Raw genomic sequence first — 21,957 nt, forward strand, 5'->3', positions numbered from 1 at the left:
CTGCGTACAGACGCAGGTGCCCGCTCGACACAGGTCGACGTGCAAACGTCGCCACAAAGCGCGATCCATAATCGTTCCTCCATCGGTCTTGGCGGTAGCACCCACACGTCGTGGGACGGGGTTGCTGCGACGTCGAAGAGCCAAGTCTCTCGGTCGCTCTGGATGGTCAGGAGGAATCTATGCGCTCGACAGACCAGCCGTCAAGTAGCGGCAAACGATTTGTGTTGTGACACTACGCTTTCCGTTTGGAATCACCGTGATTTTGACCTTGCAGGACACCCCGTACATATGGGCGCAGCGAGGTGCGAGCCAACTACTCCACGTCCTCCGTGTCCACCACAACAGTCCCGCGCCAGCCGCCGACCACGCGCATGACGTGGTAGATCAGCAGTGCCGCGATTGCTCCGAGGGAGATTCCGCTGAAGCTCAAATCGCCGATGGTCCACGAGAAGTCGGCGATACCGATCACCAGCGCGATGGCTGCGGTGAATTGGTTGACGGGCTTGGAGAAGTCCACTTTGTTGGTCACCCAGATATGCACACCCAGGATCCCCACAAGGCCGTAGAGCGCCGTGGTGACACCGCCGAGAACTCCCGGCGGGACCGATGCGATGACCGCCCCCACCTTCGGCGACAGACCCAGCAGTACAGCCGCGATACCGGCCACCCAGTAGGCGGCGGTCGAATAGACCTTGGTGGCCGCCATGACACCGATGTTCTCGGCGTACGTCGTCGTGGCAGAACCACCACCGCTGCCGGCCAGCATCGTGGCGATGCCGTCGGCCGCCAATGCCCGGCCGATCTTGTGGTCGTAGTTGATGCCGGTCATGGTGTTGATCGACTTCACGTGCCCGATGTTCTCGACCACCAGAACCAGCACCACCGGCAAGAACATCGGCAGCACCGAGAGGTTGAACGACGGTGACTGGAAGTCGGGCAGGCCAATCCAATCGGCGGCACCGATGGGGTCGGTATCAACCTTGTCGCGGACCAGTGCGAACAGATAGCCGATGACAACGCTGGTGAAGATCGCGAGACGTCCGAGCAAACCCTTGAACAACACCAACGATGCGATCAGCAACACCAACACCAACGTGGCCGTGACCGCGTCCTGCTCGTAGTTCGTCTTCGCCGTCGGAGCCAGGTTCAAACCGATCAGAGCGACGATGGTTCCGGTCACGATCGGCGGCATCAGCGCGTGGATCCAGCCGGTGCCGGCGAAGTGCACCACCACACCGATGACGATCAGTACCGCACCGACCATCACGATGCCGCCCAGCGCCGACGCGTGCCCGTCCGAGGCCGTCGCGGCGAGTACCGGGGCGATGATCGCAAAACTCGAACCGAGGTAGCTCGGCAACTCGTTGCGGGTGATCAGCAAGAACAGAATCGTGCCGATGCCGGAGAACAGCAGCGTCGTCGCCGGCGGGAATCCGGTGAGCACCGGAACGAGGAAGGTCGCACCGAACATCGCCACGACGTGTTGCAAACCGATGCCGACGGTGCGGGGCCACGTCAACCGTTCCTGCGGCGAGACAACGTCTCCGCTGCCGACCGTCGTCCAGCTGAACAGGGATGAACGTTTCAGATCTTCCTGCGACATGCGCACCAGTCTGCGTCATCGCGCGGCGATTCTCGCGACGTACACGACACATCCACCGCGATAAGGTAAATCTCGGCGCGCCGGAAAGGCTGGTCGGCGGTGCGTTGAACTCGATCACCGGGGCGCGCGCGTGTTTGTATTGTTCACGCCAACGTCAGGACTCCACACAGTGCCACACGATCAGCAAAACCCAGAGCAGAAGCCTCGGACGCCGCTGTTCTCTCATGGATCCTGGTCGGAGACGTCGCGCATCGCCGACATTCTCCGGAAGGAGACAATCGGCGGCGCGATACTGCTGGTTGCCACCGTCGTTGCGTTGATCTGGGCCAACTCTGCGTGGGCGGATTCCTACACTTCCCTCAGCGAGTTCCATGTCGGCACCGACGCATTGGGTGTGCACCTGGACTTGTCGCTGGCCACCTGGGCAGCCGACGGATTGCTGGCGATCTTCTTCTTTGTGGTCGGTCTCGAACTCAAACGCGAGTTTGTTGCCGGCGACCTGCGCGATCCGAGTCGCGCAGCTCTCCCGATAGCCGCGGCGGTCGGCGGAATGATCGCGCCCGCATTGATCTTTGTGGCAATCACCGCACACGTCGGTGATGGCGCCACCCAGGGTTGGGCCATCCCCACCGCCACCGACATCGCGTTCGCCGTTGCCGTCCTGGCGGTCATCTCCACCCATCTGCCCGCGGCACTGCGGACGTTCCTGCTCACGCTTGCGGTGGTCGACGACCTCCTCGCCATCACCGTGATCGCACTCTTCTACAGCGACGACATCAAACTCGGCGCCCTCGCGCTCGCCGCCGTACCGCTGGTGCTGTTTGCGATCTGCGTTCAGCGCCGAATCCGGGCCTGGTGGCTCCTCATCCCACTCGCAGTCCTGACGTGGGTGTTCGTCCACGAGTCCGGGATCCACGCCACCGTCGCCGGCGTCCTTCTCGGCCTCACGGTTCCCGTGCTTCGGAGTAAGGAAGCCGGCGGACCCGAAGCCGGAATCGGGCTGGCCGAACATTTCGAACATCGAATCAGGCCCATCTCTGCCGGCATCGCGATCCCGATCTTCGCGTTCTTTGCCGCCGGCGTCACGATCGGCGGGCTCGGCGGACTGACCGATGCGCTGTCCGACCCCATCGCCCTGGGCATCGTCTTCGGTCTGGTCGTCGGTAAAGCTGTAGGCGTCTTCGGGACGACACGATTACTGGCGGCATTCACCCGGGCGTCCCTCGATACCAGCATTCGCTGGATCGACGTGCTCGGAATCTCGATACTCGCCGGCATCGGTTTCACGGTGTCTCTGCTCATCGGCGATCTCGCGTACGGAGAGGGGTCCGATCGCGAGGAGAACGTGAAGATCGGCGTTCTGGCCGGGTCATTGCTCGCGGCACTGATCGCATCGATCCTGCTGCGAGCGCGAAACAGGCACTACCGGCGGGTCCGCGAAGAAGAAGAACGCGACGACGACCACGACGGTATCCCCGATATCTACCAAGATCTCGGCCAGGACGAAAGCAACAGCTAGGCAAGAGCTTCCGCGACCGCAGGCGTCCCCCATGATCGTCCCCTCCAGGACCCACCAAGGGTAGATAGCCCTCCGTCACCCCAGAGTGGGCCGAAGTTGGCGCGGTCCGCGCCGGGCCGGCCCAAGTATGCGATATTGTCGGCACCGGATCCGGGGGGAGCCAGGGATAGAGGCGACGCTCCCGCAGCGAATCGACCATGACATTTCGGGGGGAATCAAATGGACGTTGTCATCAACAATGCCGTGATGGATCAGCTGGCGGCCGATATCGAGGTGGTGGCAGCCGAGATCTCGGAGATCCCACACCCAGATATTTCGGCCGTTGTAGCCGCATCACTGCCGGACTCACCAATGGCCGATGCCACCGCAACTGCCACAGAAACGCTCAAAGGGTCGCTGGCAGTCGTCTCCGGTCAGTGGGAATCGATGGCTTCGGTGGTCCGCGCTACCCGTGACGGCCTCACCGGGGTTGACGATTTGTCGGCTGCGAAATTCAGCGGGCTCGGGTACCTCCCCAGCGGTGACGCACCGCAATGACCCCCACCAAGAGCCAACTCGACTCATGGATGCCGGACCAACTCACGATGCCGGCGTTGTCCTCGATGGCCTCAACTATGCGCACCAAACTCGACACGGCAGATCGGAAGTTCGATCTGCCGACAACAGATTGGAACGGCGAGGCGCGGATAGCCGCCGAGAATCGCTCAACTGAAGAAGTTACGTGGGGTACGCGGGTTGCCGCGGAATACGAAGCGCTCGGCACAAACCTCAGTGATGCTGCGACTGCAATCGACAACGCACTGACGACAGTCGACAACGCGATCACTGACGCCGCTTCCAATGGGTTCCATCTGATCAGTGACGACGACAGTGCGTGGCAGGTGAGGTATGTCCCCCTCAGCGACGACGAGGACGCTTCCGAGGAAGCGGTTGCTCAACTCCGGCACGAATGGGCCACGTACCTCATAGGAAAGGCCGATCTGGCCGAGCTGACGTGCCAGCAGTACGCCACCGCAGTCACTGGCAACCTGCAGGCACTGGCAGACCTGACACCGGCTGTACTCGGCCTGAGTGCGGCTGATGGACGTACTGCCGCGATGATGTCCGATGACGGCTGGACCAAAGAAGAATTGGGGATTGTCGGCAAGAGCCTCGAGGCAGCAGGGTTGACACCGGATCAGGCTCAGCGGCTCCTCAATGGCGAACGCGTTGACGATCTCCCGGTCGGCGCCCAAGAATTTCTCCACCAGTTCTTCAATAACTTGACGGAGGATCAGACGCTCGAGCTGCAGGACGAGTTCGACCGCCTAGGCGATGCAGAAGGCGAAGCCTATTCAAAGGCCCTTGGTTCCGGATTGTTGATCCTGTCGAACGAGAAGATCGGAACAGGTGATGTCCACGGCGGCTTCGAGAGTCTGCCGCCGTGGGTCCGTGATTGGGCGACACATCGGGCACGCGACGAATGGATCGTGAGCCGCGACGGCAAGCCTGTCAACATCGCCCGGCAGGATTACAAGATCGCAAAGTTGTTGTCCAACACAGGGAATGCGATAGCTCCGGGAGAACGATTCGGAACCGAGCTGATCCGAAAGGCCGAGACCGAAATCGCGTGGGGCCAACATTCACCAGCTGTCGAGGCGTCTTTCCCGGGGGCCGAAGTATCCGATCTCAAGAACAACTACCAGCAGACAATGGAAGACCTGCTGTCCGTCGGGACCCGCAGTCATGAAGCATCCGCTGCGATTCTTTCCGGCCACTACACCGATGGAACCGCACTCGACGGTGACTACGACCGAAATCGCACTGTTCAGAATCTGCTGAGCCACGAGTGGCGCGACGACGGCAGAACCGCCGCAAACCTGACCAACTGGGTGGACGATTATGCCGCGGACCAAACAAACGCATCCAAGTCCGACTTGTCTGCCCGCGCGTTCCGCGGACTTCTCGACAGCACGTCAGGGTCCGGTGAGCAGTTCGGCAATCTAGTCAACATCGGCGATTCACAGCAAAGCCTGGGCGACATCAATCCCGCCCTTGCCGGTGCGATGGAAGAAGCGGTTCGTCCCTATCTGAACGTCATGGCCGGCGGATCTCCTGGGGCGTTCGGGTTCAACGAGAGCACATTCGACGACCTCGATTTCGGCGAAAACAACGATGCGTTGCGAAATCAATCGCAACGGGTCATGGCGTTGATCGCCGGCAACCCGGAAGCCGGCGAACGCCTCATCCACGACGTCCAGACTCAACAGGCACTCAATGCCCACAATCTAGTGACGATGGATTCGACCGACCCAGACACACCCAACGCCGGCGAGATCGGCGCCCGGAACGGAGCGTTACAGAACCTGCTCACGGATGGATTGACAGCCGCTGAGCTCGACAACTGGCATGACGATCACCTCGGTTCCGGAACCGACGGCCTGAGCAACAACGATCGCGCAGCCGTCTCATCCAACGTAGAAACCACCATCAAGAAAGTTGCGAGCGCGATCCCGGTCGTGGGCAACACCGCGGAGTTCGGCCTGGATTTGGCTTCCCCGTACATTCCGACATGGGACAAGGAGCTCGAGCTACCGGATCAGGGCCCATACCCCGAAGACATTCCAGATGCGGTTGAGAATGCGCAACTGCAGCAGTACTACCAAATGTACGCATCCACGAATCCGGTCCCTGACGGGTCCAATCCGCAGATTGACGAACGGCTCTTTGATGGCGAGAGGCTTCGTCCTCTCAGCGAAATAACGGTGTTGTATGGCCCTGATAGAGAAGATCAGATCCTCACTGCCCTTCGGCCTCGGCTCGAGGTCGCGGGCGTCGACATGGGTTCATATGACAGCAGATATGCTGCCCTGCAAGGAGATCCGACCGAGACTATGTCCAATGACGAGTACAAGAATCGGTTGCTAAATGAGTAACCGGATTCGAACCTTCCTTGCTGCGGCGGCTGGAATCCTCGTTGTCGGATGCTCGCCGCCAAGCCCGGACACCGAACCATCTAGTTCATCCAACGCGGCAACGGCGAGCAGCCCGTCTGAGTACGTATTGCCTCCGGAGGTCGGGACCTACACCAACGTATGGGCGACCGACTCGCCCATCGACCTACAATCCGAGCCGATCTCGGTCATCAGAGCCGCAGTTGAAGGTTTTGCGGTCGCGCTTAAGGTTGGCCCCTACAACAGCTATCCCGGATATGGACGATTCGTCGACGAGGGCACCGAGACCATCCAGGGGAAGGCCGACATCAGTGTCGAACTCCCAACCCAGTTGGAGCCTGCAATTGCAGTGTCTGGCACCAAGCACTACCTGTTGTACGACGTGGTCGAAACGGCAACCACGGTCGATGCCAGGATTTGCGAAGTCGCATTCGGCATCTACCAACCGCACCCCACACATCCCCGCAAGCCCTATGAGCCCGCCGACCTGCGGCCGGTAACCGATCCAAGAATGCTCAGCCCCGAGGGTCACATACTCGCGACCCCCGAGATGTGGCGCGTCCGCATCGAACGTGATCCAGAGCGCACCCAGACCGCCCCGTCGTCAACGACCACGATGCCCGTCACAGGCGAAAAATTCTCCGAGCCAGAGCGTTATCCCAACAGGGACATATTCGAAGGCTGGACACTCAAGCAGTATTCCTACGAAAGCATGCAAGAACCGCCATGCAACGACTGGGCAGTTGAGCAATACCCCATGGCACTCATTGACGGCCTCGGCCTCGTTTACCCGACCAATCCGATCGACGCCTCCTACCTGCCGACACTGCCGCCCTACCCAGGCTGGACACACGGCCCGTCGATGTAGCAGGGCTCACCGTGGCGGCTCATGCCCATTCGACGAGGTCCGATTCGCGTCCGGGCAAGTAGTGGTGAACCCGGACCGCGCTATGGACCAACAAAACCAACCCAGCCAGTTCAGAGTTCCTCGACCGTGATGAGGCCATCCTGCAACGCCCTGGCCAACAGGGTCGACTTGGAGGCTGCGGGCCGACCGACCGCGTCATATTTGTCACGAATACGTGCGACGTGAGTGTTCACGGTCGCAGGAGAGATGAACAGCGAGCGTGCAGCGACGTCTTTCGAGTCGCACACAAGCCAGGCACGAAGGACTTCAATTTCCCTCGCACTCAAGCTCGGCCTGGCTACGATCTCGGCGGTTGCCTCTTTCATCGTGAACATTGGCGATCCGATCTGTAGGTCGACAGCCGGAGGGTTGACTGCCTGTCTTCAATGAAAATACCGGCACCGTCCGACAACTGCTAGCCGAATGCGGCCTTACCCTAGAATTACGGGCACCGTTAACGGTCAAAACGAGTCTTTCCGAACGTCGCGAGGCCCCCTATTTGCAACAGAATTGCCAAACACACTCCCCCGGTGACCTTTTCGCGACCACTGAATGAATTGATCGTCACGTTCAATTTCGACTTATTCGCTCACAACCCGGGGGCAGGGAACACCATCCGGCGCGAAATCGGGGACTTTTGGCCCTAGTTAGGTGGGCCCCAAATATTTCGAATAAAAGGACGACGTGTTCCTTCGATGGAACCGAAAGGAACCCGGCCCATGTTCGTTGAAGTCTGGGCTTTCGCAACACCAGGGTTGAAATCACCCTGATCTCCGCTCACTCGGCCACCTCCCAGGCCGGCATCGTCGCCCAAGCGACAGGCACGGTGCACATCGTGTTTGAGATCCCGAATCCTCGCGCCACACCGGGCGATCGATCGCAAAACCGCCCGGTGTGCGAGACGCATTGCTAGTCGGCAGATACCGGAACGGCCGACTGCCGCACAGGGCGTTTGGACGCGAACCGCCAGATTGCGTGCTCGGTGTGCTCCGCGTTCCAGCCCTTGTATTGGGCAACGTCGCGAATGAGCTCACTGGCGGTCGCCGCAGTCACCTCGTCAACGGGAACGTCCAAGGTCCGCGCGACATACCTGACGATGGCGCGGTCGGCCTTCACGCTGGAGATGCCGGCGAGCATCAGCACATACGTCCACGTCACACCCGATCGTTGGCCCGGCACGGTGAGCCACGATTTCTTGACGGCGTCGAGCGCATCCGAGTCGGCCACCTCGCGCAGGTCGGCGGCTGTGTGAATCCCCAGGTCGACCAGTCGACTTGCGGCATCATTGACCGCCTGTGCCTTCAGCGGCGCACCCGGCGTCGATGACGTCGGCCTCCGATTGCCGATCGTTGCCGCCCACTCCGACGCGTCGCCCAACTCACGAAAGGTCTGGAGCAACTCCGGAGCTCCGTCCTGCGCGATGTCACCGCCTTGCGCGGCGCGGTAGATGCCGTACCGCTCGAAGATGTTCTCAACAGTTGCATGACGCGCCCCCGTCGAATAGATGGCATCGATGATGCACAACGCCAACGCATTCGGATAACTACGTGGAGTGATCCATTCTGCGGAATCCCCCAAATCGCGTTCGCATGCACTCACCAGAGCACTGACACGAAAATCCACCCCTGCTGACATGTTCTCCCCCTACCTACCGTCACCCATCCCCATGGGCAACTCGTCCGCAGACCGTATCTCCGGCCACCGACACATCCGGTTATGGTCGCCTTGTGCACAACCTCGACGCGCGTGATCCGCTGGCGCTCGGACAGCAACTCATGAGCGTCCTCGAGGGCGGCCGACGCGTCGCGACCTACAAGCTGGCTACTCTCCTGGCGTTGCTCGACTATGCGGTCGAGCACACCCCCTCCGACCCGAACGCTGTGGTCGAGGTCGATCTCGACGATCTCGCCGACCGGGTGATCGCGCTCTACTGGCGCCAAGTCCGCGACCTCGACGGTCACCACCTGCGCCAGTCCACCACCGCGACCGCGCGCATTCCTGATGCGGTGCGCAAGCTCAAGGCCTCGACATCACCACCACGCTTCGAGATCGCCGTGGACGTCGCACGCCGCCGTGAGCCAGAGATGTATGCGTCGACGCGCACCGCCGTCAAACTCACGCTGGTGCAGCAGCCCCTCCACCGGTTGCAGCGGGTCACAAAGGACCAGGAATATACCTGTTTCCTCTACGACGACCGCTGGATGCACGACAAGGTGTCCGCCGCCGCCATTGTCCAGCAGGGCAACGTCATCAGCCTGTTTTCCGGTGTCGCCCACGCATTGGCGCGGTTGTCTGCGCTGCTCAAGCCTGCTTTGCAGATTGCCTGGGTCGACGATGTTCGACGGTTGAACCCCTTCCTCCGAGACGACGCCCCAGATCTTGCCGGGCACCTCTTCGGCATCGACCGGGTCTCGCTGAATCGGGCTCGGCTGCTGTTGTCTCGCGAGTTCGGCTCCCAGTGCTTCTACTGCGACGGAGCGGTCGGCGCCGGTGCGCACGTCGACCACGTTCTCCCGTGGTCGCGCGTCGGCATCGACGGTCTTGCCAACCTCGTCCTCGCGTGTCCTCAGTGCAACGGAGACAAATCCAATCTCCTGCCGGCGCCGGTACACGTGCAGGGCGCACTCGACCGAGGCCAGGAGAGACTCGACGCATTGGCCGCATCCATCGACTGGCCCAGCCAGTACGAGAGAACTGCGGCGGCCGCGCGGGGCCTGTATTCGACGCAACCCGCGAATACGCCGATGTGGCTCGGACGTAAATCCATCGAACTCTTACAGCCAGATTTTCAGTGGGATACTCCACGCACGATGTGGTCATCAAAACCCTGACCTGGCCGAAATCGGGTTCATCCAAAGCCCGTTAATGACAGGCCGTATTTATTCAGCGAATCCGACGCCTGTAATTCGAACCAATGGGCCGCGCAGTCCCGGACCTGCGAAAACAGATTCTGAAGGATTTCGAGACCGCAGACGGTAGGTGATATACATACGTCTGGCTTCGCACGGGTTTGGGGGTAAATCCGTTGGCGGCCGGCCAGCATCATCGTTATCGAAAGGCTCTACCCCCGTGCCCGACCCATTTGTCATGCCGTCCAGTTGGGACCGACCACCGACCGGATCCCCGTACCCGAAGCCGCCCAAGAAAAAGCGCTGGCCGTGGTTTGCCGGCGGCGGCGTCGCGCTGATAGCAGCGCTCGTGGCATTGGGATCGACGTCAACGGACGACACCGAAAACACCGCCAACGTCAAGCCTGCCCAATCAAGCAGCGCCACTTCGACTTCCACCACCACGGTCGTGTCCACCTCGGCGACCGTAGAAGCGCCCGCGGCGACTGCGACGCCCGCGGCCCAGATCTCCACGGCCGTCGCCGCATCGGCTGCACTGGAAAAACTCGACACCTTGCCGGTGAAGGGTCGGGCACCCAAAACCGGTTATGACCGTGGACAATTCGGCCAGACCTGGACCGATGACGTGACGGTCGAGGGCGGCCATAACGGTTGCGATACCCGCAACGACATCCTTCGCCGCGACCTGGTTTCGATCACGATCAAGCCGGGTTCCCAGGGCTGCACGGTGACGAGCGGAACCCTGAACGATCCGTACACCAGCACGTCCATCAACTTCCTCCGAGGCGAGACCACGTCTTCGGCCGCCCAGATCGACCACGTTGTCGCGCTGTCGAATGCATGGCAGACCGGCGCGCAGCAACTGACGTTGGAGAAGCGCACAGATCTGGCGAACGATCCTCGTAACCTGCAGGCCACCGACGGTCCGACGAACCAGCAGAAGAGTGACGGTGATGCCGCAACCTGGTTGCCGCCCAACAAGTCCTACCGCTGCACGTACGTCGCCAGGCAGGTTGACGTGAAGGCCGCCTACGACTTGTGGGTGACACCGCCCGAAAAGGACGCCATCACACGGGTGCTCACCGACTGCGGCGCCGTCTCGTCGACACCGTCAACGCCGTCGACCACCGTAAACGTCCCCGAATCCACAACTCAGACACCGATTCCAGTGGCTCCGCAGACTGCTACTCCCGTGTACACACCGGCCCCAACGCCTGAGTACACGCCGCCGCCCCCAGCGCCGGTCGTCGATGCACCGTCGTCGACTTATTACCAGAACTGCACCGCGGTGCGAGCTGCCGGCGCGGCACCCATCTACGCGGGTCAACCCGGCTACAGTTCCAAGCTGGATCGTGACGGCGACGGCGTGGCCTGCGAGTAGCAGTTATCGTCCGATAGATCACGAATGCCCGATTCGCGGCTTCGGCTGGAAACCGTCGCGAAATTGATGCGGGTCGGTCGTCGAAACGTCAGGCTGTATGTGGCACGGTCAACTAGCGTTCGAGCCCAGGACGGTAGATCGATCACACACCCATATGGTCTGAGGGGTAACCGCAATGGCGACCGATGATGCGACGACCACGACGCAGAAGGCAACACCCGGTCTGCGGGAACTGACGCTGCGAGGAATCATCCTCGGTGGGCTGATCACCCTGGTGTTCACGGCCGCGAACGTCTATCTCGGTTTGAAGGTCGGTCTGACGTTCGCCACCGCCATCCCGGCGGCAGTCATCTCGATGAGCATCCTGCGCTACTTCTCGAACCACTCGATCATCGAGAACAACATCGTCCAGACCATCGCGTCGGCGGCGGGAACGCTGTCGGCGATCATCTTCGTGTTGCCCGGTCTGATCATGATCGGCTGGTGGACGGGCTTCCCGTATTGGACGACGGTGGCGGTGTGCGCCATCGGCGGCATCCTCGGTGTCATGTACTCGATCCCGCTGCGGCGGGCATTGGTGACCGGATCTGATCTGCCCTATCCCGAGGGGGTGGCGGCCGCCGAGGTGTTGCGGGTCGGCGACACCACCGCGGGAGCCAACGAGAACAAGGGCGGCCTGCGGATCATCCTGATCGGCTCGATTGTGTCCGCGGCGTTCTCGCTACTCGCGGCACTGAAGGTGATCAGCAACTCGCTGGCCGGGGCGATCAAGGTCGGTGCCGGCGGCACCATGTGGGGCGCGAGCCTGTCCCTCGCTCTCATCGGTGTCGGACATCTGGTGGGACTCACGGTCGGTATCGCCATGCTCGTCGGACTGATCATCTCGTTCGGCATCATCCTGCCCATCCAGACCAACGGAGAGCTTCCATCCGGTGAGACTCTGCTCGACGGGGTCAGCAGCATCTTCTCCTCCGATGTCCGGTTCGTCGGTGCCGGCGCGATCGCGGTGGCGGCGATCTGGACCCTGCTCAAGATCATCGGCCCCATCGTCAAGGGCATAAAGACCGCGCTGGTGTCCGCGCGCAAGCGCCGCGAAGGTGACTCGGTTGTCCTGACCGAGCAGGACATCCCCATCAACTACGTCGCGATCGTCATCCTCGTCGCCCTCATCCCAATCGGGTTGCTCCTCTGGGACTTTGTGCACGACACCGCGCTGCATGGCACGGCCGGCGGCATCATCGCCGTCAGCATCATCCTGGTGTTCGTGATCGGACTCGTCGTCGCGGCGGTCTGCGGCTACATGGCCGGCCTCATCGGCTCGTCGAACAGCCCGATCTCCGGGGTCGGCATCCTGGTGGTGATCATCGCGGCCCTGCTCATCAAGATGGTCTACGGCCCTGCCTCCGACGCGGAAAACACTGCGCTGATTGCGTTTACGTTGTTCGTCTCCGCCGTGATCTTCGGTGTCGCGACCATCTCCAACGACAACCTGCAGGACCTCAAGACCGGTCAGCTCGTCGGCGCGACACCGTGGAAACAGCAGGTCGCCTTGATCATCGGTGTGCTCTTCGGATCCGCGGTCATTCCCCCGATCCTGGAGCTCATGCAGACCGCGTTCGGGTTTGTCGGGGCCCCCGGTGCCGGCGACGATGCGCTGGCCGCCCCGCAGGCCGCGTTGATCTCCTCGTTGGCGCAGGGCGTGTTCGGTGGGGATCTGGATTGGACGCTCATCGGTGTCGGCGTGGCCATCGGCGTCGGAGTCATCATCGCCGACGAAGTCCTTACCCGGACGACCAAGAAGTTCAGCCTGCCGCCCCTGGCCGTCGGCATGGGTATGTACCTGCCGATCGCGCTGACCCTGGTCATCCCGATCGGTGCCATCCTCGGCACGTTCTACAACAAGTGGGCCGACAAATCCGGCGGCGACGTCGAACGCAAGAAGCGGATGGGCGTGCTCCTGGCCACCGGTCTCATCGTCGGTGAGAGCCTGTTCGGTGTTGTGTTCGCCGGCATCGTCGCGGCCACCGGTGATGACAATCCGATCGGCATCGCCGGTGCCGACTTCGAGACCACATCCGAATACCTCGGTGTGATCCTGTTTGTCGTCGTTGTGGCGTGGCTGTACAAGAAGACTCAGCAGATCGCGTCGAAGCCGGTGGAGGACGTCACCGTCTCCAAGGACTGAGCCGGCTCAGAGTTCGTCGATGGTGATGTGACCATCCTGGATGGCGCGCGCAAGCAGTAGTGACTTGGTGACCGCGGGACGGCCGACCAGGTCGTACTTGCCACGGATCCGCGTGATGTGGGTGTTGACCGTCGCCTCGGTGATGAACAACGTGCGCGCAGCGGCGTCCTTCGTGTCGGAGATGAGCCAGGTCCGAAGGACCTCGATCTCGCGATCGCTCAGGGACGGCCGGGTGACTGGTGTGGCGGCTTCCATCGTGTACACGGTGTTCCGTTCTTCGGGGTCGGCAGCTGCGGATTGACTGCCGGATATCCCAAAATTAGGTCCGCGACCTGCTGTTCGCCAGACGCATCTTTCGGGGGCCCCAATGCGGGGGGCACCAGAAATCGGGGCATCGAAAACACCTTGGCGACACCGCCTCCGGGCTAGATCTGAACCTCGGCGCCGGAGTGATCGAATGTTATTCGTCGGGTTCCCACACTGTCATGAACATAGATCGATGCCAAAGCCGGCCGGTCGGGCGGCAGGATTCGCACGCAGATGTCGCCGTCGCGGGCGTCCCGGAGGGTCTCGGTGATCCGCTCGCGAAGCAGGTCGCTGATGCCGGTCGGTGTCGCGTCCATCCCGTGATCGTCGATCAAGATCACCTCGACTCCTCGACCGCGGGCCACCCGCGCCGCCGCATCGATCTCCGGGGTCGTCAATGCGGGAGCCCGGAGCCGGTCCCGCAGGTTCGCCTCCACGAGTTCGTAGGTCGCCGACTCCTCCGGTGTGAACTCTTCGGCCGTCGCGATGCGTTCGAGGAGAGGCCGGGCCACCTCATCGAGCTGGTGGAGACGGGCATCTCGTTCCTCGGCCGCGGCCTTCGCGGCGGAGAGCGCAGCGATCCGGGCAGTGGCGGCGTCTCGCAGCTCGAACACCGCTTTTCCACTGGGCCGCAGTGTAAAAGACAGCAACGTCGCCATCGCCAAGGGAGCAGCCTCAATGAACACCAGGCTCGCACCGAACAGAAATCCCTGGTTTGTGAACGCGGCCCAGAGTGCGTACACCAGCACCATGCCAAGCAAACCCCACCACGCACTGATCCACCGCCCGCGAACGGCCATGAAACACAGGATGGTTGTGCCGGCGCCGTGCGTCCACGCTTGCAGGGGCACCTCGAAGGGAACCGGCATCACCCACAACATCAGCGCCGCTGCGATCGGTCCGGCCGCGGCCAGACACCAGGTCGCCGGCACAGGCAGAGGATCGCCCGGCACGGCGATGAGCCCAATGGTGCCGGCCGCCAAGATCACCAATCCCAGCGCTACCGGCCAGAAGGCACTGATCCCCTGTCTGGTTTGGACGGCAACGAACGTGATGGCGACGAGATACACCGCGACAACACCTTTGGCGGCCGGCGTGTGCATACCCAGGATCGCGGTGATGTCCCGTGGGGCCTCGTGCCGGGTACGTGTGGCCATCAGGGCCGCGACCACATGATGCTGATCCGCGTTCCACGCCCGGGGTGTGAATCGACTGTGGCGCTACCACCGTCGAGTACCGCGAGTCGACGCCGAATACTCACCGCGAGGCCCAGTCGTTGCGGCGGCACGCTCCGTGGATCGAAGCCGACGCCGTCGTCGACGACATCCACCCGAATCGAGTCGACCTCGAAGGATGCCGCGACCGTTCGGCTTGCTCCTGCCCCGGCATGAGTCACGCTGTTGCGGACGGCTTCTGACGTGGCAGCCGCGACAGTCAGGACAACGTCAACCGGATACGAGCCCGCCTCGTCGCTGCGGGTGACGTCGAGCGTCATCGTCGGATCCACATCGACCACAGCGCTTCGCAATTGCGCGACAGCGGCATTGGCTGGGACGACATCGGTTCCCGAGGTTTGTTCCTGAAAGCCGTCCATGTCGGCAAGGGTTCGTTTCGCCTGACTGGCAAGGCGCTCGGAGGCGCCCTGCCGAGCGGCGCCGAGCAGAGTCGACATCACACCATCGTGGGTCAGCGCATCGAATCGGGTTCGTTCAAGCGCTCTCGCCTGGGTCCCAGCGGCTTCGGCCGCAGCCGCATACGCCGATTCCCGGGTTGCATCCAAAATCCCCGCCGTCCGAATACCCATGACCGCTGCGGAGAACGGAACCAGGCAGAACGCGAAGCCCCAGGCCATTTCCGGCAACACCGGTCCATTGGCCTCTGGTACCCGAATCTCATGATTGATCAGCTGGCACACAACCGTGACGACAACCAGGTACACAAACGCCCAACGTCCTCGCCACGCCGCCGCGGCGACAATGGCCGCGAGCCCGTTGAATTGCGTGAACCACATGCCCCTCTCACTGTCGATCAGATCTCCGGTCCACCCCAACGGCCACAGCGCCAGGGCCACCAAGAATCCGATCGCCGCGATGGCTGCGGTTCGGCGGAGCACTTCGATGCTGCTCCGTAGAGCGAAAATGCCCACGCAGAGCCCGGTTCCGAAGATCAGAACGACCGCGGTGACGGTCCACCACGTGTCCATCACATCCATCGCCTGGGCGATATTGGGCATCACCAGCACCAGATAGAACAGGTAACCGCCGCCGACAAACAGTGAGAACAGTTGCAGGATTCGCTGTCCGGCCGTTCTCGCGTCGTCCTCGACAGCGGCGGCTACCGCCGGAATCGTCGCGGAATCGGTAGCCATCCATCCTCAATCGCTCGCTTGTACAGGTCGGTCTTGGTTGGTGCGGGTCTTCCGGCATCGCGGTACTTCCGACGGATCCGGTCGACGTAATCGCTGACAGTTTCGGGCGACAGACCGGTTTCACTCGCCACCCGCGCAGTGGGCTCCCCCGAGGCATACAGCTCGAGCACCTGCCGCAACCGCGGCGACAGGTCGACAAACCCCGGGTCCGAATCCAATGCGGCTGCCCAATCCACCGACGCCACTTGTCTTCCCGCACCGGCGGTCCGGATCGCATCTTGGATCTCGGCCTTACGCGCGGACTTCCGGATGACCCCGAGGACTCCCGCTGCAGCTGCCTCCCGCACGAGAAACGGCTCATCGCCGGAGGTGTAGACCAACGCTTCGATCTTGGCCTCCCGCAACCGCATCACATTGGAATGCGGCGACGATCCGTCCGACAAACGGAGATCCAGGATCGCCAGATCGATACCAGTGGTCAACAACAGCAAATCATCGACCGTCTCCGCACCTCCTACAAAGGCCATCTCATCGCCCTCCTCGATGATTGCCCGCAATCCCTCGACCACCGACTCGTGATCATCGATCACGGCAACCTGCAAGACCCGGCGCGCGGTCACCGGTTGCACCGGCCGCCATGAAGACACATCTCCACATTCTGACCTACGCGCTCACATTTCGCGCGCGCCACGACTACACCGAGAAGTTACCTAAGGCAACTACCTCTGCTTCTGAATCGCCGCTGTCACAACACCATCCATAAAACGGTCTCACGAATAGTTCATCGACTATGTAATGCGAACGTGTGGTCATCAGAACCAATCCACCCACACCAGGTTCAATTACCAACCAGCGTGCGCCAGGACAGATGGAATCATCCCACCGGTCGACGAACCCTGCCACGTAGACTCGGTGCCGTGGCCGAGAACGAGCAGATCGCCGCCGAACAAGCTGCCCGATGGAACGGTCCGTCCGCACAGACGTGGATCGAGAATCAGGATTTGCTCGACCGGCTGTATCGACCGTTTGAGGACCTCTTGGTTCGTTTTGTCGGCGACGTATCGAGTCACCGTGTTCTCGATATCGGATGTGGCACGGGGAGCACGACTTTGGCGGCAGCGCGCGCAATCAGTGGCAGGGCCGTCGGCGTCGACATCTCCGAACCGATGATCGCCGTCGCCCGTGAGCGGGCCCACTCCGAGCGAGTCGGAGCGGAGTTCGTGTGCGGCGATGTTCAGAGTCGCAACTTCTCGGAGGCACAGTTCGACACCGTCATCTCCCGTTTCGGGGTGATGTTCTTCAGCGACCCAGTGGCGGCGTTCCGCAACATCCACGAAGCTGCCGAAGGAGGCTCACACCTGCGAATGATCGTGTGGCGGAACCCGGACAGCAACGACATCATGGTGATCGCCGAACGCGCCGCGGCATCGCTGCTGCCTGATGTGCCGCCGCGCCAGCCCGGTACTCCGGAAACACCCGGTCAGTTTGCGTTCGCGGACCCCGCTCTCGTCACTCCCATCCTCGAGGCGAGCGGGTGGCGTGACATAACGGTCGAGCCCCTCGATGTCGAGCTGAGCCTGCCCCGACCCGACATGCTGCGATATGTCACGACGTTCGGCCCGGTAGGCGGTCAGTTGGGGACGGTCGATAAAGCGACCCATGGTCAAGTGATAGATCGGTTGGCAGATGCATTCACACTGTTCGAGGTTGGTCCGGACGTGCGATATAGGGCAGCTTGCTGGGTAGTCAGCGCTCAGGCGTGATCGGTCGGCGCGTGTTGCTTGGCTGACCGAACGAGCGCACAGCCTCTTCCCACGATCAACGCAACCGGATGGAACCGCCGTGCGTCCAATGACATACGGGTGGCGTACGGCGAAGGGAAAATTGGGTTGATGGGATCACAGTTCGAGGCAGCCGACCGGCCGATGATCAGGAGGAAGCTGGTCCTCATCCCGTCGGCGATCGTGGTCGTAGCCTTGATCACCCTCGGATTCTTCGCTACATGGGAGCACCACAGCCTGGATCGGACCGTCCGCGATGCAGCGAAGGAATCCCAGGTCGAAGTTCCGGGTACCGCAACGGAGGTATCGGCGACCTACGACCGGGTCCGGATCCAAGGTGGATGTTCCACACTGTCATTCCTGATGCCGAAGCCACAGTGGCGCAACTATGTCAGCGCCCACATGATCGAAATATTGACCCCGACTACGTTCGGACCATCATCGGGGTGCGAGCCCATCCCGCACGATTGCGTCGATGACGTCGGCGCCGATGGTCTCACTGGATATACGGCCGGTGACCGCGGCGGCGAGAGCGGTGACGCACGGACGCTCTATGTGATCCCGGACTGCGAGCCCGGCAAGGCGCTTATCGCTTGGAGCGCATTCGACCTGTAGGACGCTGATCATTCACCGCTACAGACGAACGAGTCTGCGAAACCACCCGATGACGCCTCCCCCATTGTCAACGGGCTCGTCGGCCACCCTGCGGTTGATGTCGTCGACGTCGTAGAACGCCTCCGCTCGCGCTCGAATTGCTTCCGCCGCATCGGGACCCGGGTCAGGCACCGAAGCACGGTGTTGCGTTCCGATCAATCGGACGCGAAGGGCGGCCACGCGCTCGGCTTCAGCGGAGCGCAGGGCGAGACGTGCTGTGACCTGCTTCTGACGCGCAAGCCTGTCGTCCACCGACCGCGCATGCTTGGCGGCTTCCTCCAGAAGTTTCACCCGTTCATCGAGTTTCGAACGCTGAGCGTCCAGCCACTGTTTGCCGTCAGCGGCGGCCTGTTTGTCCGACGGACGTCGAGAAGGCTTCAGCTTGTTGATCAGCGCATTCATTGCACTTGCCTGGACTGCGGTGGTGGCGATCCAGAACAGATCGGGTGCGAAGTCGATGTCGCCGAGCCAGCCGTCGGTGGCCGCGTTTGACGCAGCGATCAGCGCCGTCGCCGACCGCGCCTTCTCGACATACCCGCGGTCCTTCTTATGGCATTGCGCCACTTCCCTATTCGTGACGAGATAGCCGGCCGCAACCAAAGCAGCCTTGTCCGAATCCCTTTCGTTTTCCAGACCCTCACGCACCCAAGCTCCGGATGCCAGGACGACCATCGCAACGAACGCACCGGCAAGCAGGAAGCCGATGTGCACCACCGATGCCGCAACCAACGCGATGGCGACGCAGACAGCCGCCACGTTCATGGTGACCGTCCGACTCGAGACCAACGTGAGCACCGGTCGACTCCGAGGACGCGGCGCGCCGACGGCGTAGTACTCGTAGGGGTCGCTCATGGTCAGAGTTCCTCCACCGTGATCAGACCGTCCTGCAGAGCACGCGCGAGCAAGGCTGCCTTAGTGTTCGCGGCTCGGCCGGCGGCCTCGTACTTGTCGCGGATGCGAGTGATGTGGGTGTTCACCGTCGCCGCGGTGATGAACAAGGTCCGCGCGGCCGCCTGCTTGGTGTCGCAGATCAGCCAGGTCCGCAGGACCTCAATCTCCCGATCGGTCAGCGTCGGCCGCGTGGCCCTGTCGGCAGCTGCCTCATCCATCGTGTGCATCACGGATCCGATCTTCTTGGTCGACAGCCGGGAAGTTGACTGCCAGTGAAGCGTGACGGTAGCGGCACGGTACGACATTGAAATCCGTTGCGAGACTGTCATTTTAATGCCATCGATGTAGTTTCGAACACATGATCGAGCCGGGCTGCTGGTCACCACAAATTGTCAGACCCCCTCGCTACCCTTGCCATACAGACGACAGAGAGGGAGGTGCCCGATGTCCAACCTTTTCGACTTCGACGCTTCCGTTGCCGATGGATGGGCAGCATTCCGTGACGAGCTGACAACCCAGCTGACCGAGCTGCAGGCATCCGGCTCGGTGCGAGTGACCGCGCCGAACGCCGCCTTGAACGGCTCCGGTCCGTCTGCCTTTTTCACGATCACCGCCGACGATGAAGTTCGGTGTCACCTCAGCCCCACGCCCCTCGGGCTGGATCGCGACCTTGATGACGACGAAGTGCAGCTACTGATGGACCTGGAGTGGGATTCGATCAGCCAGGACGAGTGCGTTGTCGAGCGCGGACGTGACGAGGTCGAGCATGTGGTTCTGGCGGCCACCGTTGTGATCCAAGAACTTTGGCAGGTGGTCCACCCGACCTTCCTTCTCACAGTTCAGGAGTGGGGTACCGGACCCATCCAGCACATCGGGTTTCAGGCTGCCGGCCAGTCGCAACTGCGTGATCTCGTCGATGACGCCCTCGAACGCATAACCGGCTCCTCGCCGAACAAGGACGATGACGGCGACGTAACCTTCACCGGCAATGGCGTGATGTCGTGGTTGTGCGTCGATCCGAGCGATCCAGTCATCGAGATGTTCACCAATCTCGCTGTCGAAGTCCATGATTCAGCGGCTGCCAGCGAGGCCCTCATGGAGTTCTCCCGCCACTGGCCTGACATCAGGTTCCTTCTCATCAATGGGTGCGTTCGCGCGTCGATCCGGATGGACGCGACCGTCTTCACCGATGCGGTGCTCCGCTCGACGCTTATCAAGTGGTTCGACTTCCTGACCGACGGGGCCGGCGAGGTCGCCTCGGCCATCGCTGAAGTCGACACCGAACCACAGGAATCCGACGAAGCTCTGCCGGTGGGGCTGTTATGTCTGATGGAACTCGACGACGATGACGAGGGCCCGTTGTCACCTCGCGAGATCGCGACCGCTTGCGAGTTCGACCGCGACGCAATTCTTCATTACCTCCAAGTCAGCCAGAAAATGGAACGAACCTGGCGCCGATCGGTTTTCGACGCGCGCGAATGCGAGGATGAGGAGGAAGCCCGAGCCTGCGAGCATGAGGAGCAGTCGTGGTCGAGGAGAACGAAGCGTCTCCGCGCAGCACTGCGACTGGTGGTTCTCTCGAGCCCTTTGAATGAGGTCAGGTAAGGCGATGGCCAAGCGATCGACGGTGCCGGCAAATGCCGCTGAAGTCCCGTGTCACGTCGTTCTCGCCGAGCCGTGGTCAGCCTCGGCGATCGAGGCAGATGAGACCTGGTGGAGTTTCCCGGATGGCGTCGCCGACGGCGACCTCGTGATCACAGTCGCCCACGCCCGGGTGCCGGCGATACTCCAAGTCGCCGAACTGTGGCTGGATGACAACGAAGGTTGGGGTCTGAACACCGTTGAACCTTACGTGCCAATCGGCATCGCGATCGCCGCACTGGAGCGACGACTTGGAACCCGCTTCTCGACCGAGCCGCGCACTCTTCCGGTGGGCGTTACCGCGGACGTACTCGCAGCAATCACCTCCGAAGATGCAACACCGACGCCGTGGAGCAGCCTGCCGCATCGGTGTCTCGATGCCGACGACTCGAAACTTGTCCAGAATGATCAATTCTGGGGCTGCAACGCCTGCGGCGCCTACGCTGCATCGCGGTATCGCCCACGCCTACAAGCTCATCGGGAACCCAGAGGCAACGACCCGCAATTCTCTGGGGCATTGGCCGTCTGTCCGTCATGTCACGACATCCTGCACCAGCCATTGGGACCGACGTTCGATGAATTGATGTTCAGCTATCGTCCATCGTGTCCGCGCTGTGACGCTAAGCAGACGTTCAAGCTGTTGATGGGTATGCCACCCGGTCCACCACCCTACGGGACACATTCCGGCGGGTGCGCGATCAGTGCGCCCGACATCCCGTCCTACATTTGCCAGGCGTGCAACTTCGAGTGGTGATGTGCGCAAATGGTGCCGAAGTCGGTTCAAGGGACAAGTGGGTCCGCCGAGTGCACGGTGGGAATCGATCGGATCCCCAAGTCGTCGTTGCGGGCATGCTGATCCCGATACGATCACGCAGCCAGGATTCCAGCGACGACCGGGGGCAATTTGATGGACGTTCCCAGAGGTCCGCGGGCGCTTGA

At 62.0% G+C, this 21,957-nt stretch carries 20 protein-coding genes, 1 pseudogene and 1 riboswitch; of the genes and pseudogenes, 11 read left to right on the plus strand and 10 right to left on the minus strand.

The features are described 5' to 3' along the window. Window positions 1–76: 76 nt before the first annotated feature. Window positions 77–169: riboswitch (SAM riboswitch) on the minus strand. A gap of 144 nt (window positions 170–313) precedes the next feature. Further along, the gene (locus H290_RS0120050) at window positions 314–1,603 is read right to left on the minus strand and encodes a uracil-xanthine permease family protein (RefSeq protein WP_020108621.1); all 1,290 of its coding nucleotides are present in this window, start codon (window positions 1,601–1,603) and stop codon (window positions 314–316) included. Between the two features lie 169 nt (window positions 1,604–1,772). Between H290_RS0120050 and nhaA the strand changes: the two genes are divergently transcribed. From nhaA to H290_RS0120070, 4 genes are all read left to right on the plus strand, one after another. Beyond that, window positions 1,773–3,122 carry a Na+/H+ antiporter NhaA gene (gene nhaA, locus H290_RS0120055; RefSeq protein WP_020108622.1) on the plus strand — a complete coding sequence of 450 codons (1,350 nt, stop codon included), beginning with the start codon at window positions 1,773–1,775 and terminating at the stop codon, window positions 3,120–3,122. A gap of 219 nt (window positions 3,123–3,341) precedes the next feature. Beyond that, window positions 3,342–3,659 carry a hypothetical protein gene (locus H290_RS0120060; RefSeq protein ID WP_020108623.1) on the plus strand — a complete coding sequence of 106 codons (318 nt, stop codon included), beginning with the start codon at window positions 3,342–3,344 and terminating at the stop codon, window positions 3,657–3,659. A 560-nt stretch (window positions 3,660–4,219) separates the two neighbouring features. Beyond that, the gene (locus tag H290_RS0120065) at window positions 4,220–6,037 is read left to right on the plus strand and encodes a hypothetical protein (protein ID WP_155976949.1); all 1,818 of its coding nucleotides are present in this window, start codon (window positions 4,220–4,222) and stop codon (window positions 6,035–6,037) included. Window positions 6,038–6,164: 127 nt separating this feature from the next. Further along, complete coding sequence (locus H290_RS0120070) at window positions 6,165–6,923, plus strand: hypothetical protein (RefSeq protein WP_020108625.1); 759 nt, start codon at window positions 6,165–6,167, stop codon at window positions 6,921–6,923. A 110-nt stretch (window positions 6,924–7,033) separates the two neighbouring features. Here the strand turns inward: H290_RS0120070 and H290_RS31960 are convergent, their stop codons facing one another. From H290_RS31960 to H290_RS0120080, 3 genes and pseudogenes are all read right to left on the minus strand, one after another. Further along, on the minus strand, window positions 7,034–7,156 hold the full coding sequence (locus H290_RS31960) for a hypothetical protein (protein WP_255327770.1): 123 nt from the start codon (window positions 7,154–7,156) through the stop codon (window positions 7,034–7,036). Window positions 7,157–7,162: 6 nt separating this feature from the next. Further along, window positions 7,163–7,297 (minus strand): annotated as a pseudogene (locus H290_RS31795) (LuxR family transcriptional regulator); the annotation flags it as partial. 574 nt (window positions 7,298–7,871) lie between these two features. After that, complete coding sequence (locus tag H290_RS0120080) at window positions 7,872–8,597, minus strand: hypothetical protein (RefSeq protein WP_036519656.1); 726 nt, start codon at window positions 8,595–8,597, stop codon at window positions 7,872–7,874. Window positions 8,598–8,689: 92 nt separating this feature from the next. Between H290_RS0120080 and H290_RS0120085 the strand changes: the two genes are divergently transcribed. The 3 genes from H290_RS0120085 to H290_RS0120095 all read left to right on the plus strand — a co-directional run bounded on the left by H290_RS0120085 (window position 8,690) and on the right by H290_RS0120095 (window position 13,377). Further along, the gene (locus H290_RS0120085; RefSeq protein WP_020108628.1) at window positions 8,690–9,793 is read left to right on the plus strand and encodes an HNH endonuclease; all 1,104 of its coding nucleotides are present in this window, start codon (window positions 8,690–8,692) and stop codon (window positions 9,791–9,793) included. 256 nt (window positions 9,794–10,049) lie between these two features. Continuing rightward, window positions 10,050–11,192, plus strand: a complete 1,143-nt coding sequence (locus H290_RS0120090; RefSeq protein WP_020108629.1) for a DUF1524 domain-containing protein — start codon at window positions 10,050–10,052, stop codon at window positions 11,190–11,192. A 175-nt stretch (window positions 11,193–11,367) separates the two neighbouring features. Further along, window positions 11,368–13,377 (plus strand): OPT family oligopeptide transporter, encoded by a 2,010-nt coding sequence (locus H290_RS0120095; protein WP_020108630.1) that lies wholly within the window; start codon window positions 11,368–11,370, stop codon window positions 13,375–13,377. Window positions 13,378–13,383: 6 nt separating this feature from the next. Here H290_RS0120095 and H290_RS0120100 read toward each other — a convergent pair whose 3' ends face one another. The 4 genes from H290_RS0120100 to H290_RS0120115 form a co-directional block, all read right to left on the minus strand. Next, window positions 13,384–13,632, minus strand: coding sequence for a LuxR C-terminal-related transcriptional regulator (locus H290_RS0120100; protein ID WP_020108631.1), 249 nt, complete (start codon window positions 13,630–13,632; stop codon window positions 13,384–13,386). A 170-nt stretch (window positions 13,633–13,802) separates the two neighbouring features. Continuing rightward, window positions 13,803–14,840: a hypothetical protein gene (locus H290_RS0120105; RefSeq protein WP_028463437.1), complete on the minus strand. Its 1,038-nt coding sequence runs from the start codon at window positions 14,838–14,840 to the stop codon at window positions 13,803–13,805. Further along, the gene (locus H290_RS0120110) at window positions 14,840–16,051 is read right to left on the minus strand and encodes a sensor histidine kinase (protein WP_020108633.1); all 1,212 of its coding nucleotides are present in this window, start codon (window positions 16,049–16,051) and stop codon (window positions 14,840–14,842) included. Before H290_RS0120110 ends, H290_RS0120105 begins: the two co-directional genes overlap by 1 nt. Beyond that, the gene (locus tag H290_RS0120115; RefSeq protein WP_231373779.1) at window positions 16,018–16,698 is read right to left on the minus strand and encodes a response regulator transcription factor; all 681 of its coding nucleotides are present in this window, start codon (window positions 16,696–16,698) and stop codon (window positions 16,018–16,020) included. Before H290_RS0120115 ends, H290_RS0120110 begins: the two co-directional genes overlap by 34 nt. A gap of 270 nt (window positions 16,699–16,968) precedes the next feature. Between H290_RS0120115 and H290_RS0120120 the strand changes: the two genes are divergently transcribed. Beyond that, window positions 16,969–17,814 (plus strand): class I SAM-dependent methyltransferase, encoded by an 846-nt coding sequence (locus H290_RS0120120; protein ID WP_020108635.1) that lies wholly within the window; start codon window positions 16,969–16,971, stop codon window positions 17,812–17,814. Between the two features lie 129 nt (window positions 17,815–17,943). Continuing rightward, entirely contained in the window at window positions 17,944–18,447 is a 504-nt protein-coding gene (locus H290_RS0120125) for a hypothetical protein (protein WP_020108636.1), read from the plus strand. Window positions 18,448–18,465: 18 nt separating this feature from the next. Here the strand turns inward: H290_RS0120125 and H290_RS0120130 are convergent, their stop codons facing one another. Both H290_RS0120130 and H290_RS0120135 read right to left on the minus strand, forming a co-directional pair. Next, window positions 18,466–19,338 (minus strand): hypothetical protein, encoded by an 873-nt coding sequence (locus tag H290_RS0120130; RefSeq protein ID WP_020108637.1) that lies wholly within the window; start codon window positions 19,336–19,338, stop codon window positions 18,466–18,468. Window positions 19,339–19,340: 2 nt separating this feature from the next. After that, window positions 19,341–19,682: a response regulator transcription factor gene (locus tag H290_RS0120135; RefSeq protein ID WP_020108638.1), complete on the minus strand. Its 342-nt coding sequence runs from the start codon at window positions 19,680–19,682 to the stop codon at window positions 19,341–19,343. Window positions 19,683–19,821: 139 nt separating this feature from the next. Between H290_RS0120135 and H290_RS0120140 the strand changes: the two genes are divergently transcribed. Continuing rightward, window positions 19,822–20,982, plus strand: coding sequence for a hypothetical protein (locus H290_RS0120140; protein ID WP_020108639.1), 1,161 nt, complete (start codon window positions 19,822–19,824; stop codon window positions 20,980–20,982). 4 nt (window positions 20,983–20,986) lie between these two features. Next, complete coding sequence (locus H290_RS30340; RefSeq protein ID WP_020108640.1) at window positions 20,987–21,772, plus strand: hypothetical protein; 786 nt, start codon at window positions 20,987–20,989, stop codon at window positions 21,770–21,772. Window positions 21,773–21,957 lie beyond the last annotated feature (185 nt).

It is taken from the genome of Nocardia sp. 348MFTsu5.1 (assembly GCF_000383535.1).
Lineage (GTDB): Bacteria > Actinomycetota > Actinomycetes > Mycobacteriales > Mycobacteriaceae > Williamsia > Williamsia faeni.

Bases quoted from the DNA above. Each gene is read 5' to 3' on its own strand.
- H290_RS0120050 (WP_020108621.1), bottom strand. From the start codon at position 1,603: ATGTCGCAGGAAGATCTGAAACGTTCATCCCTGTTCAGCTGGACGACG.
- H290_RS0120060 (WP_020108623.1), top strand. From the start codon at position 3,342: ATGGACGTTGTCATCAACAATGCCGTGATGGATCAGCTGGCGGCCGAT.
- H290_RS0120065 (WP_155976949.1), top strand. From the start codon at position 4,220: ATGATGTCCGATGACGGCTGGACCAAAGAAGAATTGGGGATTGTCGGC.
- H290_RS0120080 (WP_036519656.1), bottom strand. From the start codon at position 8,597: ATGTCAGCAGGGGTGGATTTTCGTGTCAGTGCTCTGGTGAGTGCATGC.
- H290_RS0120090 (WP_020108629.1), top strand. From the start codon at position 10,050: ATGCCGTCCAGTTGGGACCGACCACCGACCGGATCCCCGTACCCGAAG.
- H290_RS0120095 (WP_020108630.1), top strand. From the start codon at position 11,368: ATGGCGACCGATGATGCGACGACCACGACGCAGAAGGCAACACCCGGT.
- H290_RS0120100 (WP_020108631.1), bottom strand. From the start codon at position 13,632: ATGGAAGCCGCCACACCAGTCACCCGGCCGTCCCTGAGCGATCGCGAG.
- H290_RS0120105 (WP_028463437.1), bottom strand. From the start codon at position 14,840: ATGGCCACACGTACCCGGCACGAGGCCCCACGGGACATCACCGCGATC.
- H290_RS0120110 (WP_020108633.1), bottom strand. From the start codon at position 16,051: ATGGCTACCGATTCCGCGACGATTCCGGCGGTAGCCGCCGCTGTCGAG.
- H290_RS0120125 (WP_020108636.1), top strand. From the start codon at position 17,944: ATGGGATCACAGTTCGAGGCAGCCGACCGGCCGATGATCAGGAGGAAG.
- H290_RS0120130 (WP_020108637.1), bottom strand. From the start codon at position 19,338: ATGAGCGACCCCTACGAGTACTACGCCGTCGGCGCGCCGCGTCCTCGG.
- H290_RS0120135 (WP_020108638.1), bottom strand. From the start codon at position 19,682: ATGTCGTACCGTGCCGCTACCGTCACGCTTCACTGGCAGTCAACTTCC.
- H290_RS0120140 (WP_020108639.1), top strand. From the start codon at position 19,822: ATGTCCAACCTTTTCGACTTCGACGCTTCCGTTGCCGATGGATGGGCA.
- H290_RS30340 (WP_020108640.1), top strand. From the start codon at position 20,987: ATGGCCAAGCGATCGACGGTGCCGGCAAATGCCGCTGAAGTCCCGTGT.